Below are 16,110 nucleotides of genomic sequence, written 5' to 3'. Positions count from 1 at the left end.
AAACTGTATTGCCTGAAGGGGGGGCTGCAATTGGACATCGTTCAATTCAATAAGAAGAGTTCGTTCCACTGGGTTTGCGGAGATGGCCCGCTGGGGTTCTTCGACAAAGCTCTCTACAATGCCTGTCAGCGGCTGGAACGGGTCGTTGGCAACCTTTCGCAAGAACGGGGGGCCTGCGAGCCCTATGAACCGGAGCTTGATGTGGAAAGGCTGGTCGGGGCATTCGGACCGACAGTCCACACCTACAGCCCGACAAGGATTCTCTGCTACGACTTCCTTCTCAATCGCGCGTCGGGAATTTTTGGCGAAGCACCGGATCTCGTTGATCTGGGCTGTGGCGCTGGAACCTATTCGCACCACCTGAAGAAGGTGACACGATATTGTTCCTATCAGGGCTATGATATCGAGCCGCGATCCACCTGGGCGGAGTACGCAGCCCCGTCTGTGACCTTCGCCAAGGCACGGCTTGGATATGAACCTCTCGACGTAGGTCCTGCCAACGCGGTCTTTTCGCAATCCGTCCTGGAACACATAGAGTTCGACCGGAGCGCCATCGCCCTGCTGCGTCCCGACGGAGAAAGGACGCTGACGCACCTGCATATGATCCCGGGAATTCCGAGCTTTTTTGAACACCGTTATCATGGCTATCGCCGTTACGGAGCCCGCGCGGTGCGCAACCTTGTCGATTTGCCGGGCATTTCGGACGTGGAGGTCCATCATTTCGGAAATTGGGTGACGCGCGAGTTCTTTTGGGATATGCGCAATCGTCACAAGCCGCAGGTTTCCCATTCGGAACGTAAGAAAGCTGGGGTTTCTTACGATACGCGCCTCAGCGCGCTTGAAAATCTGGCTATACACCGCGACAAAATCCTCACGCGGTCGATGGCCGAGGCTTCTTTTTTGGCTCTGACTTTCAAGCAGGCCACGTGCCCTTAATCCTGCGACACAGCGAGGACAAGTGAGAGTTAAATGGCGTCGATGTTGCAAACCATCAAGGAACGGCTCCGAAAGGGGCTGAAGGTCAAGACGGTCACCATCGATGGCATTCGCGTGGTTTCGGATACCGCGTTTGTGACGAAGGAGATTCGGAACGCGCTCTACAAGGAGCGTTACGAGGACGAGGAACTCTCGCTCGTTGCCGAGGCGATCGGCCAGGGGGATCGGGTTCTCGAGATCGGCGCCGGAATAGGCCTTATCAGTATGGCCTGCGCAAAACGCTGCGGTGCGGAAAACCTTCTCTCCTATGAAGCCAACCCGTCGCTGGAGGCGGTCATCCGGAAGAACCACGCGCTCAACGGCCTCTATCCGGAATTGCGGACCAGGGCTGTTTCCGTCCAGGCAGGGGAGACCAAATTCTATTTCAACGACAATATCTTCTCGTCGAGTCTTTACGATCGCGATTTCGGTGGTGAAGCCGTTGTGCAATGCGACGCCTTTGCCGACGTCATCACCGCCTTCAACCCGACGGCAATGGTCATCGACGTCGAAGGGGCGGAGGTGGACCTCATTCCGGCAGTGGACCTTGGTGGAGTCGACAAGATCATTATCGAACTTCATCCGCACATCGTCGGGCAGGACAAGATCGACGCGCTTATCGCGTACTTCCATGCCGAGGGCCTCGAGACTCGAGGTCAGATCCGTCGTAGCTATTACTTCGCTCGCGGTTAGAGGGCATCTCGATCAGACGGTGCCGCATGAACGGAGACAGCCCTATCCAAACAGCGTCTTGATATAGCGCTGGGCGATTACATCCTTGGAGAATTCGGCAGCAAGCTTCTCCGCGCCGGCGGCGATCATCGCGTCGGCAAGGCCCGGTTCAATGCGGACACGTGCCAGCGCCTCGGCAAGTTTTGCGTCGTCGCCGATGGGGGCGAGCAGGCCGTGGACGCCATCCTCTATGAGCCAGCCGGGTCCCTCGCTGGTCGTGGAAACGACCGGACGGCGCGCAGCCCATGCTTCGAGCACGACGTTGCCGAGCGGTTCATGGGACGAGGGGATGCAGAAGGTATCGCAGGCGGCGAGATGGGCGCCGGGGTCCTTTACCCATCCGCCAAAGCGCAGGCGCGGTTCAAGGCCCGTTTCGGCCGCAATCCGGCGCAGATTCTCCTCTTCCTCGCCCTCGCCGAGAAGCCACAGATAGGCGCCATCGAGCCTCGAAACTGCACGGATGAGCGTGTCGAAGCCCTTGCGGTCGACGAACCGGCCCATGCCGAGTACGACGAAGGCATCATCGGGCGTATCCAGTACCTTGCGATCCAGTGCGGGGACGGGTTGCGTCTCGGTAAAGTTCGAAATGACCTCTAGGTCTCGTTTCCATCCAATGTCCGCGCAATGACGCGCAATGTCCGGCGTGTTGCAGATCAGCAGGTCGCAGTTCTCGAAATAATCGAGCTTTTCCGGGTAGTCGCCAAGTCGCGCGGCGCGCAGCATGTCGCCTTTGGCTGGGATCCAGCGGCTCGCCTGCGGCATCCAGGATATGAAGGCGTCGGCTTCGAAATCCCGGGCTATCCGGGAAATCGAGCGATTGGTGAAGTAGCGCGATATGTGCGAGCGGCTGTAATTGCCTTCGTGCACAGTGCAGACAGGCTCGATGTCGGCGCGCCAGATGCGGTCCGGGAAGACAAAGGCGTGCTGCTCGACGCCGCGCTCCGCAAGCGCGTTGACCAACGCCACGAAGAAGCGTTCCGCTCCACCCTTGATGCCGAGATGGATGTGAATCAGTCGCAAGATCTTTTCCTCGTTTCCGGCGTTGTCAGTTGCCGTCGATGCGACCGTAATAGTCGCCGAAGGAGCGCATGAGCCCGCGCGCGTTGCCGATGCCACGGGCAACTTTGGTGCGGGCGCGATAGTAGGTGTTGCGACCCTGCCGTTTGTCGATGAGCCCGAGCATGCGGCCAATGATGATCATCACGAAGCCGGAAACGATGCGCCGCGCCGCCTTGGGAGCGAAGCGGGCGAACGCCGTCCAAAATCCATGCCTCAGGATGGTCGTGTAAGTGAGGCTGGTTGCCTGCATCTCCACACGCGACAACAGCCGCTCCGGCTCGACGCGGCTGGCCGGGATCTCCTCCTCGACAATCGCATCCGGCATCCAGACGATGCGGTGACCCTTGGCATGGGCGCGGCGGAAGAAATCGATATCCTCGTATCCAAAGGTCAGGCGTTCGTCGAAACTTAGATCTGAACCGTCGGGACGGATGAGCGCGGATGACAGGAAGGTATTGTTGGTCGGCGCCTCCTCAAGGACAGCGCCTGCGAGCGTTGCCGCCGGCTTGAGGGCTTTCCACCATTCCGGCGGGAGTTGCTCGTATTTGCGCTGGACCGGGCCACAGACGACATCCGCCTTGTATCGCAAAGCCGCCTCGATGTGCCTTGCGAGCCAGTCAGGATGGGCGAGTTCATCGTCATCTATGAGCGCGATCCAGTCGTAACCACGCGCGAGCGCCACCTCAAGCGTCCGGTTCCGGGCGATCGGAATGCCGCGTCGGGGTTCTTGATAATAGTGGATGGGCGCGGTGCCAAGATCGGCTGCAACCTCTACGACGTGGCGCGAGTGCGGCTCAGCGTCGTTTTCCACGACGCAAATCTCGAACCGCCAGCCCTCGGGAACCTGCTGCGCAAGAATGGAATCAATGCACCGGCGCAACATGTTGGGCCGGTGCGCAGTACAGATCATGACGCCGATCGTCTGGGGGGAAGTCATTAGCCTGCTCGTTTCGTTGTCACACTGCGCTCGTACAGCGAATCAAGGCTATATGCCAGCGTGAAGAGGCCCGCGCGTCTGATCGTTGCCGCTTCAGGGTGTCCCGTGCAGGAATGACATATGTCCGACTGCGCTGGACACGAAGTCCGTTGTAAGTGGGGGCAGGTATGGACCAACAAATGAGACGGCAATGACGAAGCTGTGAAAGGAGGAATACGCTCGAGTAAGAACTACCCCGCCCAAGCGTTTCCGCCTCATGGACTTAAACCACCACGACATGGCCCGTTTTTATCGCGTGATACGGCGTATTCGCACTGCGGTAGCATTCGCGCCGTTTACGTTGATCTCTTCGATTTTGACGTAAACGTTTGGGGGTATGATCAGTGTCCGTCGATTGTGTTGTAACACTTCGTCGTGGATAGCGTTAGCGCGCGCAGTATCGCGGTGCTGCGGGCGAGCCTGATGCGAGACTTTCCTTCCAAGTCGTTCTCGACAGCGCAGACTTCGATACGCCGGCCATCCGGTATTCTTAACGCAAGAACGGATTCTAGGCAGCGATCTGACATGGTCGGACGGTTAAGGGGGCAGATCAGGATGCCAATCGAACGAATGGTGTCAGTCAAGTGCAGCCTCATCAGGCGCATTTGAAATAAATCAGATATTGGACGCGTATAAGTGGTCTAACTTATGCGCAAGTCCGGTGATGTCGAACTCCGCACGTCCACGCTCACGACCTTGCCTGGAAAGAGTAGCCCGGCGTTCGGGGGCGTCTATGAGCGCGCGAATAGCGCCTGCAAGGGCTGAGGGCGATTGAGGGTCGACGATCTTCGCCGCGCCTTGCGCGATTTCGCCAAGACCGCCGCGTCCGGAGGTGATGAGCGCTGCTCCGCCCGCATAGGCCTCAATTGCGGTCCGGCCGAATGGTTCTTCGAAGATGGACGGCACCAGAGCGAGTGCTGCGCTCTCGAATGCCGCCTTGACATCCTCATGACGACGGTCGGTCTCGATTGTCGCGCGCGCGCCCAGAGGCTTCAGAACGTCCTCTATGTGGTGGAAATAGGCTGCGTCCGCATCCAGCCGGGAAAGGATGAAGCGTGCGGTCCAGCCCGGCCTTTCCGCTAGCACTTCGGCGAGTGCCCTTGCGGCTTCCAAACCGCCTTTTTCCGCAACCGCACGGCCGACAAAGAGGATGGTGTTCTCGCGGATCTCGCCGGGATGCCACGCATCGAAGTCCAGGCCGTTGTGAACTCGCCAGGCTTTCCTGCCGAGCTTTGGGTAGGCGGCGACGAGCTGGTCTCGGATGAAGTCGGAGACGAGAACGATCCCGTCAAAAGCGGCGAGCTGACGACCCTTCAACCACCGTTTGATCGCGGACTTCGGGATGGTCAGCGAGTTGTGCCGATAGAGCAGAACGGGCACGTCGCGGACCTTGGCGCGTATGGCGCTGGCAGAGGGAAGGTGCTGATGGATGACGATGATGTCTGGCGAGACGGCGGCCATGGCATCGCCAAGAGCTGAGGCATAGGCGCGTTGCGAGGTGGCCGCGGAGCGGGGCATCGCGCGGTAGTCGATATCGGCGAAAGGTTCGTCGACCGGTTCGCCGAAGACGATGGTGTTATCGCGGAAACGGGAGTGGGCAACCGTGTCGCGTACGCACAGGTCTATCGCGGTCGCGCGGGCCGGTCCGAAATGCATTTTGCGCGGAAGGCATATGGCGACGCGCATGTCGAGCTCCGAAGGGGATGGGGCGTGGGCCGGACCACGCTATTGGTGCAATGGTCCGGCCCAGCCCACTTATTCCTGAACGTTCAGGCGAAGGCTCAGTTCGCGAAGCTGCTTGGGCGTCGCTTCGGACGGCGCGCCCATCAGCAGGTCCTGCGCCTGCTGGTTCATCGGGAAAAGCGAAACCTCGCGCAGGTTCTGCTTGCCCGCGAGCAGCATCACGATGCGGTCAACGCCGGCCGCCATGCCGCCGTGCGGGGGAGCGCCGTACTGGAAGGCACGATACATGCCGCCAAAGCGTTCCTGAAGCACGGCCTCCTCGTAACCCGCGATGCCGAATGCTTTCACCATCACTTCGGGCAAGTGGTTGCGAATGGCGCCGGAACCGATCTCGTAGCCGTTACAGACCACGTCATACTGGTAGGCTTTCAGCTCCAGGGGATCGGTGTTGGTCAGTCCGTCGAGTCCGCCCTTGGGCATTGAGAACGGGTTGTGGGAGAAGTCGATCTTCTTCTCTTCCTCATCCCACTCATACATGGGGAAGTCGACGATCCAGCACAGCGCGAAGCGATCCTCATCGACCAGCTTCAGCTCGGTACCGACCCGTGTGCGCGCCGCACCGGCGAAGTCCGCGAACTTCTTCGGATCACCGGCCACGAAGAAGGCCGCGTCGCCTTCCTCAAGTCCGAGCTGGACCCGGATCTCATCGGTCCGCTCCGGACCGATGTTTTTCGCCAGCGGTCCGGCACCTTCGATCCCGTCGCCTTCCTTGCGCCAGAATATATAGCCGAGGCCCGGCTGGCCGGTGCCCTGTGCCCAGGAGTTCATGCGGTCGCAGAAGGCACGGCTGCCGCCGGTCCTGGCCGGGATCGCCCAGACCTCCGTCTTCGGATCGGACTCGATCATGCGCGCGAAAACCTTGAACCCGGAACCCGCGAAATGCTCGGTTACCGCCTGCATCTCGATCGGGTTGCGCAGGTCCGGCTTGTCGGAGCCATACTTGCGGATGGCATCGTCATAGGCGATGCGCGGAAATTCCTGGGTGACGGACTTGCCGTCTGCGAATTCCTCGAAGACGCCACGGATCACAGGCTCCATGGTGGTGAGCACGTCTTCCTGTTCCACGAAGCTCATTTCCAGGTCGAGCTGGTAAAACTCGCCCGGCAGGCGATCGGCGCGCGGATCCTCGTCGCGGAAGCACGGCGCGATCTGGAAATAGCGGTCGAAACCGGCGACCATCAGCAGCTGCTTGAACTGCTGCGGCGCCTGGGGCAGGGCGTAGAACTTGCCCGGGTGGATGCGCGAGGGCACCAGGAAGTCACGCGCGCCCTCGGGGCTCGAAGCGGTCAGGATCGGCGTCTGGTATTCGGTGAAGCCGGCATCGCCCATCCGGCGGCGCATTGCCGAGATGATGGCCGAGCGCTTGACGATGGTGTTGTGGAGGCTCTCACGGCGCAGATCGATGAAACGGTACTTGAGGCGCGTTTCTTCGGGGTACTCCAGCTCGCCGAAAACCGGCAGCGGCAGTTCCTTGGCGGCGCTCAGGACATCGAGCTTGTCGATATAGACTTCGATCTGACCGGTCGGCAACGTTTCGTTGATGGTTTCGTCGGTGCGCTTCTTGATCTTGCCTTCGACGCGAATGACCCATTCTGAACGAACCGTCTCAGCCGTCTTGAAGGCTTCGGAGTCCGGATCGACAACGCATTGCGTCAGACCGTAATGATCGCGCAGATCGATGAACAAAAGCCCCCCATGATCGCGCACGCGATGCACCCAGCCGGACAGACGCACGGTCTCCTCGACATGGGCCTCGCGCAATTCTCCGCAAGTGTGGCTCCGATAGAGATGCATGGATTCCTCGGTATTTGGGCTTTTGACGTCAGACTGCGCTTGAGTTGCGCTCAACAGGCCGTATCTGGCGGCCTAGACCGGCCGCGCGACTTGCAACCGGGGCAAAAGACATGCCCGAGGCAGGTTGTCAATGCAAGAGCATGGTGTGGACGAAGTGAAGCGGTGGCAACCACGCGGATGCGCCCGGGGTACGCTCGCCCGTGGTGACAGGCAAGCCCGTTTGCGCCTTCAGACCTCCAGGGCCAGCAGCAACGGTTGCCATTGGTTGCGCAACGGCGTGAACTCGCGGCCGGCGCTATCGAAGATCGTCAGTCCTTCCGAGGCCAGGTGCGAATAGGCGGCGCGGTCTGAAATCCGGGCCATCAGCGGGCGCCCCGCTTCGGCCTGGTGGGCTTCCAGCCGGGCGAGCGCCTGGCTCCTCAGCCGGACGCGGTTGGCGACCATGAGGATATCGGCCTTTCCCTTTCTCACCTTCTTCAGTTTTTCAATCTTGGCAAGGAAGCGATCCGTGGAATCGGTATCGAAAAGGGAGGGAAGGAGAGGAACGACGATCTCGTTGGCTTCTCCGATCAGGGTTTCGGCGTGACTGGTCGACAAGGCACCCGGACCATCGATGACGACCGTGTCGATCTCCGTGGGGGTGTCACCGAGATTCTTGTCCTTGCACCAATTGAGCCCGACGATCCGTGCTGCGGCCTTCGGCCTCAGAGATAACCACTTCAGCGCCGACTTCTGACGGTCCGCATCGGCCAGGGCAACCGCGTGACCTCGGGCTGCGAGTGCGGCGGCAATGTTGGTTGCAACTGTGGTTTTGCCACAACCGCCCTTGCGGTTCGCGACCAGGATCGTGCGCATTGTCTTCCCCCTAGAGCCGTTGATTTCCGTCGAGTGTATGCGCACATTGTGCGTCTTTCCAGCGTGTCAAATGGGGCTTATTTGAGGCGGAGGGGCGACAAGTCCAAAAAGCTGCGCTATAGCTCCAAGATCATGATGCCGATTACAAAAACCTCCGATCTTGAAGCCGCCTGTTCTCGCTTCGCCGAGTTTGAATTCGTTACCGTTGATACCGAATTCATGCGCGAAAGCACGTTCTGGCCGAAGCTGTGTCTGATCCAGCTCGCGGGACCAGAAGATGCTGTAACCGTCGACCCCATGGCCGACGGCCTCGATCTTGCACCGTTTTTTGAACTGATGCGTGACAAAAGGGTCGTGAAAGTGTTTCACGCGGCCCGCCAGGACATTGAAATCGTGTTCCACCTTGGTGGGTTCGTGCCGCAACCTGTCTTTGATACGCAGGTCGCCGCGATGGTTTGCGGCTTCGGCGACTCGGTTTCCTACGATCAGCTGGTCGGCAAGATCACGGGGCACCGGATCGACAAGACCCATCGTTTCACCGATTGGGCGCGCAGGCCGCTGACGGACAAGCAACTCGTCTACGCTTTGGCGGACGTGACGCATCTGCGGGATGTCTATCTGTTCCTGAAGGCCAATCTTGAAGAGCAGAACCGGGCTCATTGGGTTTCGGAGGAAATGGAGGTCCTGACCTCGCCCGAAACCTATCGCATGGCGCCTGAAAACGCCTGGAAGCGGCTCAAGATGCGCGTGCGCAAACCGCTTGAGCTTGCGGTGTTGATGGAAGTCGCCGCCTGGCGAGAGGAAGAGGCCCAACGCCGTGACGTGCCGCGCAGCCGCGTGTTGAAGGACGAGGCCATCTACGAGATTGCCGCGCAGCAACCACGCGATGCGACCGCGCTCGGGTCGCTCAGAACGATCCCGCGTGGATTCGAGCGTTCGCGGGTGGCCGATGACATCATAGGTGCGGTCGAGCGGGCTCTGGCAATCCCCAAAAAGGAGCTTCCGCCTGTTCCGCGGGGGCGACCGCAGGCGGAAGGTTCCGCGGCCGCGGTCGAACTTCTGAAGGTTCTGCTGAAGCTCGTCTGCGAGGCGAATGGCGTTGCCGCCAAAGTGGTTGCGACCGTTGATGAGCTGGAGCAGATCGCATCCGACGACGACGCGGATGTGGCGGCCATGAAGGGCTGGCGCGGTGAACTGTTCGGCCAGGCGGCTCTCAAGCTGAAGCATGGCCGGCTCGCGCTCGCATTCGCGCATGGCAAGACTGTCCTGATCGATCTGCCTGAGGACGTTGGGGACGGCGAAGGCGCTGATACTGTGGAGATGGTTGCCGGCGCTTAGAAAACGGTCCCGCCGCCCTTGAACCGGATCTCGGCAGCGAAAAGATGAAAAAGCCCGCCCCCTTTGCAGGGGGGCGGGCTTTCGTTTTTCGCGATGGGGCGCGGCCGCGCGACGCGACGGGGCTCCGCCTGGTGAGGCGCGTTTTCAGTCTGCGCTGGCGCCGGCTTTCAGAAGGTCGGGGATTGCCTGGGGCGCCGTTGCCGCCATGCCGAGAAGCTGCGCGACGGGCACCGGGTTTTCAGGCCGCAGGTTGATCTCGAGCCGCTTCGGGTTCTGCATGAAGCGATCGGCTGCGCTGGTCAGGTCCGAAGCGAAGGCAGTGTCGGCAAGCGGTCCCATCACATCGCGGATCTGCGCGATTGTCGCGGCGCGAATCTCCTCTTTCGATACGTTGGCCTGAGTTGCCTGCATTTCGATCAGACGGGTGATCGCCGGGGCATTTTCGATGAGGATCGAGCCGCCCTTCACCGACAGCGTGGCGATCGCCTCCTGGGCACGCTTGGGGTTTTCGAAAATGAAGCGCGGCACGCCGCCAAGCGTCAGCTTCACGGTCGCGGAACCGCCGTTTTCAAGCGAGATATGCGCCTGCTCCAGGTCCAGATCCTGCGTTTCCGCATTCCAGTGAATGCGCAGGTTCTGGTTCAACTTCAAGACATCGAAACCAAGGGATTCGACGATCGCGCGTGACATTGGATTGCGCACGAAGGAGGTGGGGATGTCGAGGTTCTCTACCGTGTTGGTGATGTCTGTGGGGATCGGTCCGATAAATCGGTCGAGCAGCAAGCGGTACTTGTCCAGCGAGAAAGAGCCGGCCTGGGTGGCGCTGGATACGACAAGATCATCGAGTTCGACGCGGCCGATCGTCGGAATCGCCTTCATGATCGCCGGTGCGTTCCCGGTCGCAGCGGCATCCTTGAGCGCGAAGAGAGCATCGCGGGTTGGAAAGGTGAGGTTGGCGAGCATCAGCCGTGACATGCCGAATTGCGCGGCATTTGTCGGGTTGATCGCGCCAGCGCCTTCCACAAGCACCTTGCCGAGGCCTGTATCGTCAATATCGCTCACCTCGAAATGGTCGATTTGGCCGACCCGCGTGCCCTTCGACGTCACCTGCAGGCCGTCGAAGGCAGCTCCCGCCAGCCGGTAGCCGCTAAAGAGCTTGAACATGGCGCGGACGATCGTTTCCGGGTCGTCCTCTTTTCCCGCGAACAAGCGGTCGGCCAATGGCAGGAAATCCGCACTCTTCGGCGTAATGCCAAAGCCCTTTGCCGAAATGCCGTCGATGGTGACGGACACCTCCTCGGACGGCATTGCGAAAGAGACATCCTTCGCTGCCATCTTTTCCATGACGGTATCGCTTTGCGCCGTAGCGAACAGTGACGGATCAAATGCACGGAGGATGGGGCGGAAATCGATGCCAACGACGTCGATGTCGTTCATTGCTATCTTGACGATCTGATCCTTGCCGCCGCGAGGACGAAGCCGCTGTTCCGCCGTATAGCTGGCTATCGTCTCACGACCGAGGCGCCAGCCTTCCATGTCGGAAAAGTGTGTGCCGGTCTGGACGATCTTGTTCCCGGAGCCATCAGACAAAGCCTGGTCGTTTTCGGTCCGATCAATCGCAATCGATTCCGCGCTGGTACCTTCAAGGACATGCGCAAGATATTTCACCGTGTCGCTGAAACTGTGCTCGCGCGTGATTTCGGGGGCCTTGTAACGCTGCCATGTGGCGTTGCTGATTTCCAGGCCGTCATAGATACTCGTGTTATGGACGGGGACTGTCTTCGTGATCGTGATATCGCCCTTGGTGTCAGGGCTGGACTTGGGCTCGGCATCCGATTGTGCCTTGTCCTCAGAACCGGGCTTTTCTGCCTCTGTGGGAGCACCGGTATTCCCCGAAACGGCGCTCTCGGGATCGGGCACTGTCGTGTCGAAGACGATTGTCGTTCCGTCGGCGGCACGGATGGCGTCGGCGGAGTATGTGTCATCCGTCTCGCTCAGCCCCTCGAAAGAGAGCTTGGACGAGGTGAGGGTGACTGCACCGGAAAACGCGCCGTCCTTGCCGAAATTGAAGTCGAACGGAAAGCGGATCTCGACATTGTCGACGGTTGTCGTGTCGCCGATCTGGCTGATGTTGGCGTACTTGGCTTCGCTGGCGCCGGCAGAGACCAGTTCCTCGAACCAGCCGGAGACGATCTCTGGACCCTGGCGGGCGGCGAATGCGGGGCTCGTGGTGATGAGCAATCCCGCAAGCCCGAGTGCCTGCAGGCGACTTATATTAAGGTGCATCAATAAACTCCTGTCGGAAAAGAGTATTTCCGTCCGACTCAAAGCCCGGAAAGGGGCGTTACTGATTGGCGGTAACGTCCACGGACAAGACATCTGGAATCGTCTGAGGGGCGATCATCGCGACACCGACGATCTGCGCGACGGGGACGGGCTGCGCCGGGTGGGCGGACGCGGTGAGCGTGCCGGGTTCCTCCAGGAACGTTGTCACGGCGGTCGCCACCTTCTCCTGGAAGGCGGGATTGCGCATGAGACTCAGGATGCCGGGCAGCGACGAGGAGAGCTGATCCACGAGGCCGGCGCGGTCGGTGTTGGCGTCCTTGGCCTGCTGGTCGAGCACACGTTCCACCACTGAATCATTCTTGAAGTGCACGCGCAGATCGGAGATCGACAGCTGCTGCAGAAGTTCCATCGTTTTGCCGAAATCCTCCTGCGCAGCCTTAAGCTTTTCGATGACTTCCGGCGTCACGCCCAGGATGGTGGCGGAGAGTTGAAAGGTCCCCATGTCCTGACCCGAAATCTCGAAGTCGTGCAACTGTGCCCGTCCTTCAGCGGCGGACCATTCGCCTTCAGCCTTCATGTCGATCTGCACGGAATCATATCCGAGCGTCTTCATTTTTTGACGGAAGTCGTCATCCTTGACCGCCTCGGGATTGAGGGTAATCTTCTCGACGGAGAATGTTGCCTTAACCGAGCCGTCGGTGCCGATCGGATCGAAGGTGCTGGTGATCCGTTCCACGGGCACGGCAGCTTCGCCTGCCGATTGCAAGCTGATGCCTGTGATTTCCAGCATCTTGTAAGCAGGCTTCTTATCGAGCGCTTCGACCGGGTTCTTAACCTCCGCAGGGCCGGGCATGCGCATGTCGGTCAACGCCAGCGCTGCAAACTCGATCGTGTCTTCGTCCTGAACGATCTTCACGTCGGTCGCCGCCAGTGCCGCCGCGCTGACGCTGCCGTCAGGCGCTACGAAAGCATTGGAAAAGGCGAGGCTTGCGGCCGACAGCGAGCCCTCTTCGCCGTCCTTCTTCAAGTCGGCTGTCAAGCCGCGCAGAACGATCTGGTCGCCCGAAACCGCCACATCCTCGACGGCCGCGTTTTCCGCTCCGCCTGCTTCCAGCGATGCAAGAACGGCGTCGGCCACCGGATTGTTCGTGGGATCATACGCGAACGCGGCCTGCGGCATGGCAAGTGCCGCACCGATGATTACGGCATATCCGGCGCGGGGGAGGAATCGGGTACCCATTCTGGTCTCCAAGCTGCTGTTTAGGGCGTTGGCGTGGCGACCTTCTGTCGAGCACGAAAACGCGAAAGTCGGCTCTTTGCTGTCAAAGGGCGGCAAAGGTGAGGCACGAATGCGCCACATTTCCTTTTACACAACTTCCGCGGGAGCCGCTTCCGGGAAGGTTTCCATGGCGACGTGTACGTCCTCGAGGTTGGGGAGACTGGCCTCATTGCCCAGGTGTTGAATCGCATGAGCCGAAGCCGCGCGCGAGAAGCGGAAATGGTCGGCCCAGCTTGCGCCAGGCTTGCTCAGATAAGAATAGATGTAGGAGCCGTGGAAAACATCGCCGGCCCCGTTCGTGTCGATGATCTTCTCCGCCGGCACGGCCAGCGACGGCATTTCCTGCATCGTCCCTGTCTCATCGTACCAAACGAGCCCGCGTTCGCCCATCGTAATGCCGCCAATACGGCAGCCGCGTTCTTTAAGGTAGGCGAGCGTCTGGCGAACATCGAGGCTCATCTGGTCGCAGAATCGCTCAGACACGATCGCGACATCGACATAGCGCAGAAGTTCGTCGGTATTCTCGCGCACCGCGCCGCCGTCCAGAGAGGTGAGGATGCCGGATTCGCGGCAGGTCCGGGCGTAGTGCAGAGCCGCATCGCCAAGGTGCCCGTCGAGATGCAGGGCGCGGCAGCCGCCGAGGTTCAGTTGGGGGTAGGGGTGCAGGAAATTGTCGTCGCGGCAGCGCACGATAGCGCGTTTGGATCCCTTCGGCATGATGAAGGAGAGGGACGACTCACGCACCTTGCGGCCGTGGATCTCGATACCGTACTTGCCTGCCATGTCGTTGAACATATGGGCAAGCCAATCGTTCGCCTGCGAACAGATCAGGTCCGGCTTGTACCCCAACTTGGCGCAACAGAAGGCTGCGGTCACCGCGTTTCCGCCGAAACTAACCGCATAGTCGTCGGCAATCGTCTTCTCATCACCCGTCGGCAGCTGGTCGGTAATGAAGGTGATATCGATATAGGCTTGGCCGATAAACAGGGCTTCCATGCATCCTCTCTGTCAGGCAAGGGCGGGGCTTGTATGGAGGGAGCGAGATTTTTCGCATCTTCGCTTCGCGATGCAACCCGTACCCGTAAAAATCTCGCGATTTAGTCGGCGTTTACACTCCTTGGGCATTATTAACGGATCGCTCACCCTATGCGTTCCGGATCAGCACGCTTGTCTCGACGATACAAAACCTTTTTCAGGGCTCTCTTTCTGGCGGTCTTGCTGGCGGTTGCACCTTTGGCGGTGGCGAAGTTCAGTCTCGACCACTATGCGGTTTCGCGCGCGCATACGGAATTGCGCGCTGCAGCGGAGCGTTATGTCAACCGCGCAGAAGCCGCACTCTCGGATGGTGTCACGGCGCTTCAGACGCTCGCCGGTGCTGGCCATGTGACCTGTCTGCCGCGAGACCGCCTGGCCTTTGGCGAGGTGATGCGGGAACATGCCTTTGTACAGGCGATCGATGTTGTGGATGCCAAGGGTGTTCCGATGTGCTCGACGCCCGTTCGTGAGCGCTCCGGCGAAGCGATAATGCCCGCTTATCGCGAGGATTCCGCGATGGTGGGGCTGGGGCTGCTCGACAAGTCCTACGAGGGCGTGCATCTGGCCGTGGTGAGCTGGCATGTCGGTAATGGCGTTCGTCTCGTCGCCGAGATTTCCGCTCCCGCCGTTTCGCTTGATGCTGGGCCGGAATATCTGCGGTCTTCTCGCCGGGTGGAAGTGCGTCTCGCGCAGGATATCCGTTGGCTGACGGTCGGCGAGGACAGCCGTTCCGAGGCGTCGCAAGGCGCGAACGCGGATGCGATGATCGTCGAGTATGTGCGTTCCAAGCGTTATCCGTTGCAAGCGACCATCGTCGCACCCCGGGCCGCAGCCTATGCGCTGGTGTCTGATCTTAAGGTTCTGACTGCGGTCGCGACCGGCGCCTTCGCCATCTTGTTCATCATGATCGCATTCTGGTTGTCGTGGCGGCCCGATCAGGACGCGGACGATGAATTTGTCGCGGCGATTCGCAAGGGTGAGTTCATTCCTTACTATCAGCCGGTGATGGACATCGAGACGGGGGGCTTGCGAGGCTGCGAGGTGCTGATCCGCTGGAGGCGTGCCGACGGGACGATCGTGTCACCCGGACAGTTCATGCAGTACGCGGAAACTTCGGGGCACATCTTCGAGATGACCCGTCAGATCATGCGCACGACGATTTTGGAGGTCGGGGCTCTTTATCAGGCGAATCCTGACCTGAAGCTCTCCGTCAATCTGTTTGCCGGTCATTTCGAGGATCGCAGGATCATCGAGGATTTGATCGAGATCTACGGGAACTCCCCTATCGCCTACAGCCAGATCGTTCTGGAGGTGACTGAACGGCAGCCGCTTCGCGACATGAACGTGGCGCGCAAGATCATCGCCGAAATGCAGTCGCTCGGAATTCGTGTCGCGCTGGACGACGCCGGCACCGGTCATGGCGGTCTCGCCTACCTGCAGAAACTCGGCATCGATATCATCAAGATCGACAAGATGTTCGTTGATGCGCTCGGATCTGACGCCAGTTCCGCCCCAATTGTCGACATGCTTGTGGAACTGGCAGGAAACCTGGGCATGGGCATCATCGCGGAAGGGGTGGAGACGATGGAACAGATCGGCCGTCTGCGTGAACTCGGGGTCACTTCTGCCCAGGGGTATATCTTCGCGCCTCCCTTGCCGGGGCACCTTTATGTTCAGCTGGCCGAAGCACTGACCTCCGGTGAGGCCTTCGAAACCGACGCTGAGCGCGAGCTCGATATTGCCATGGAAGGCGAGGGCGGTGCTGAAGATGAAGCGTTTGACGAAGCGGCAAACAGCTGAAGGATAGCGCGCCGTTCCCTCGCAAGGGTGCGCTGGCTGCTCGGGCGAGCGCGCCGGGCTTGCATTTGGCTCCGCGCCGAACGGTGTGCGGCCGGCGAGGGCTGATTACAAAGAGCGGACTTTCAATCAGCCACGCCGGGGCCGCAAAACGATTTCACAATAGGCCGTGGCGATTGATGGTCCCGGCTGTGAGTGTCAAGGGCACGATCACGGCGGCGGTGGCAGGCCGGTATGGCCA

12 protein-coding genes are annotated in these 16,110 nt (G+C 60.2%); 4 read left to right on the top strand and 8 right to left on the bottom strand.

All coding sequences use genetic code 11. The features are described from left to right. Positions 1 to 30: 30 nt before the first annotated feature. A complete protein-coding gene (locus C8N35_RS12485) occupies positions 31 to 936 on the top strand; it encodes a methyltransferase domain-containing protein (RefSeq protein ID WP_170122092.1) in 906 nt (301 codons plus the stop codon). 33 nt (positions 937 to 969) lie between these two features. Beyond that, positions 970 to 1,668 (top strand): FkbM family methyltransferase, encoded by a 699-nt coding sequence (locus C8N35_RS12480; protein WP_107990046.1) that lies wholly within the window; start codon positions 970 to 972, stop codon positions 1,666 to 1,668. A gap of 42 nt (positions 1,669 to 1,710) precedes the next feature. Here the strand turns inward: C8N35_RS12480 and C8N35_RS12475 are convergent, their stop codons facing one another. From C8N35_RS12475 to C8N35_RS12455, 5 genes are all read right to left on the bottom strand, one after another. Next, a complete protein-coding gene (locus C8N35_RS12475) occupies positions 1,711 to 2,727 on the bottom strand; it encodes a glycosyltransferase (RefSeq protein ID WP_107990045.1) in 1,017 nt (338 codons plus the stop codon). A 25-nt stretch (positions 2,728 to 2,752) separates the two neighbouring features. Next, a complete protein-coding gene (locus C8N35_RS12470; RefSeq protein WP_107990044.1) occupies positions 2,753 to 3,703 on the bottom strand; it encodes a glycosyltransferase family 2 protein in 951 nt (316 codons plus the stop codon). Between the two features lie 654 nt (positions 3,704 to 4,357). Next, the gene (locus C8N35_RS12465; protein WP_107990043.1) at positions 4,358 to 5,428 is read right to left on the bottom strand and encodes a glycosyltransferase family 4 protein; all 1,071 of its coding nucleotides are present in this window, start codon (positions 5,426 to 5,428) and stop codon (positions 4,358 to 4,360) included. Between the two features lie 69 nt (positions 5,429 to 5,497). Next, positions 5,498 to 7,279 (bottom strand): aspartate--tRNA ligase, encoded by a 1,782-nt coding sequence (aspS, locus tag C8N35_RS12460; RefSeq protein WP_107990042.1) that lies wholly within the window; start codon positions 7,277 to 7,279, stop codon positions 5,498 to 5,500. A gap of 228 nt (positions 7,280 to 7,507) precedes the next feature. Beyond that, entirely contained in the window at positions 7,508 to 8,134 is a 627-nt protein-coding gene (locus C8N35_RS12455; RefSeq protein ID WP_107990041.1) for a ParA family protein, read from the bottom strand. A 132-nt stretch (positions 8,135 to 8,266) separates the two neighbouring features. On the opposite strand from C8N35_RS12455, the gene rnd reads away from it, so the two are divergent. Continuing rightward, positions 8,267 to 9,472: a ribonuclease D gene (rnd, locus tag C8N35_RS12450; RefSeq protein ID WP_107990287.1), complete on the top strand. Its 1,206-nt coding sequence runs from the start codon at positions 8,267 to 8,269 to the stop codon at positions 9,470 to 9,472. A gap of 144 nt (positions 9,473 to 9,616) precedes the next feature. On the opposite strand, the gene C8N35_RS12445 is transcribed toward rnd, so the two are convergent. Genes C8N35_RS12445 through C8N35_RS12435 form a run of 3 tightly spaced genes read right to left on the bottom strand, consistent with a single transcriptional unit; the run spans position 9,617 to position 14,033 of the window. After that, complete coding sequence (locus C8N35_RS12445; protein ID WP_107990040.1) at positions 9,617 to 11,758, bottom strand: hypothetical protein; 2,142 nt, start codon at positions 11,756 to 11,758, stop codon at positions 9,617 to 9,619. Positions 11,759 to 11,816: 58 nt separating this feature from the next. Further along, complete coding sequence (locus C8N35_RS12440) at positions 11,817 to 13,118, bottom strand: hypothetical protein (protein WP_146177391.1); 1,302 nt, start codon at positions 13,116 to 13,118, stop codon at positions 11,817 to 11,819. A gap of 6 nt (positions 13,119 to 13,124) precedes the next feature. Next, on the bottom strand, positions 13,125 to 14,033 hold the full coding sequence (locus C8N35_RS12435) for a sugar kinase (protein ID WP_107990038.1): 909 nt from the start codon (positions 14,031 to 14,033) through the stop codon (positions 13,125 to 13,127). Between the two features lie 243 nt (positions 14,034 to 14,276). Between C8N35_RS12435 and C8N35_RS12430 the strand changes: the two genes are divergently transcribed. Then, the gene (locus tag C8N35_RS12430; RefSeq protein WP_210203504.1) at positions 14,277 to 15,872 is read left to right on the top strand and encodes an EAL domain-containing protein; all 1,596 of its coding nucleotides are present in this window, start codon (positions 14,277 to 14,279) and stop codon (positions 15,870 to 15,872) included. Positions 15,873 to 16,110 lie beyond the last annotated feature (238 nt).

It is taken from the genome of Breoghania corrubedonensis (genome assembly GCF_003053845.1).
Lineage (GTDB): Bacteria > Pseudomonadota > Alphaproteobacteria > Rhizobiales > Stappiaceae > Breoghania > Breoghania corrubedonensis.
The sequence above is the reverse complement of the archived record's forward strand: the minus strand, read 5'-3'. Positions and strand labels throughout refer to the sequence as shown.

Excerpts from the sequence above, each read along its gene's own strand:
- C8N35_RS12455 (WP_107990041.1), bottom strand. The coding sequence starts at position 8,134 with ATGCGCACGATCCTGGTCGCGAACCGCAAGGGCGGTTGTGGCAAAACC.
- C8N35_RS12480 (WP_107990046.1), top strand. The coding sequence starts at position 970 with ATGGCGTCGATGTTGCAAACCATCAAGGAACGGCTCCGAAAGGGGCTG.
- C8N35_RS12440 (WP_146177391.1), bottom strand. The coding sequence starts at position 13,118 with ATGTGGCGCATTCGTGCCTCACCTTTGCCGCCCTTTGACAGCAAAGAG.
- C8N35_RS12445 (WP_107990040.1), bottom strand. The coding sequence starts at position 11,758 with ATGCACCTTAATATAAGTCGCCTGCAGGCACTCGGGCTTGCGGGATTG.
- rnd (WP_107990287.1), top strand. The coding sequence starts at position 8,267 with ATGATGCCGATTACAAAAACCTCCGATCTTGAAGCCGCCTGTTCTCGC.
- C8N35_RS12435 (WP_107990038.1), bottom strand. The coding sequence starts at position 14,033 with ATGGAAGCCCTGTTTATCGGCCAAGCCTATATCGATATCACCTTCATT.
- aspS (WP_107990042.1), bottom strand. The coding sequence starts at position 7,279 with ATGCATCTCTATCGGAGCCACACTTGCGGAGAATTGCGCGAGGCCCAT.
- C8N35_RS12465 (WP_107990043.1), bottom strand. The coding sequence starts at position 5,428 with ATGCGCGTCGCCATATGCCTTCCGCGCAAAATGCATTTCGGACCGGCC.
- C8N35_RS12470 (WP_107990044.1), bottom strand. The coding sequence starts at position 3,703 with ATGACTTCCCCCCAGACGATCGGCGTCATGATCTGTACTGCGCACCGG.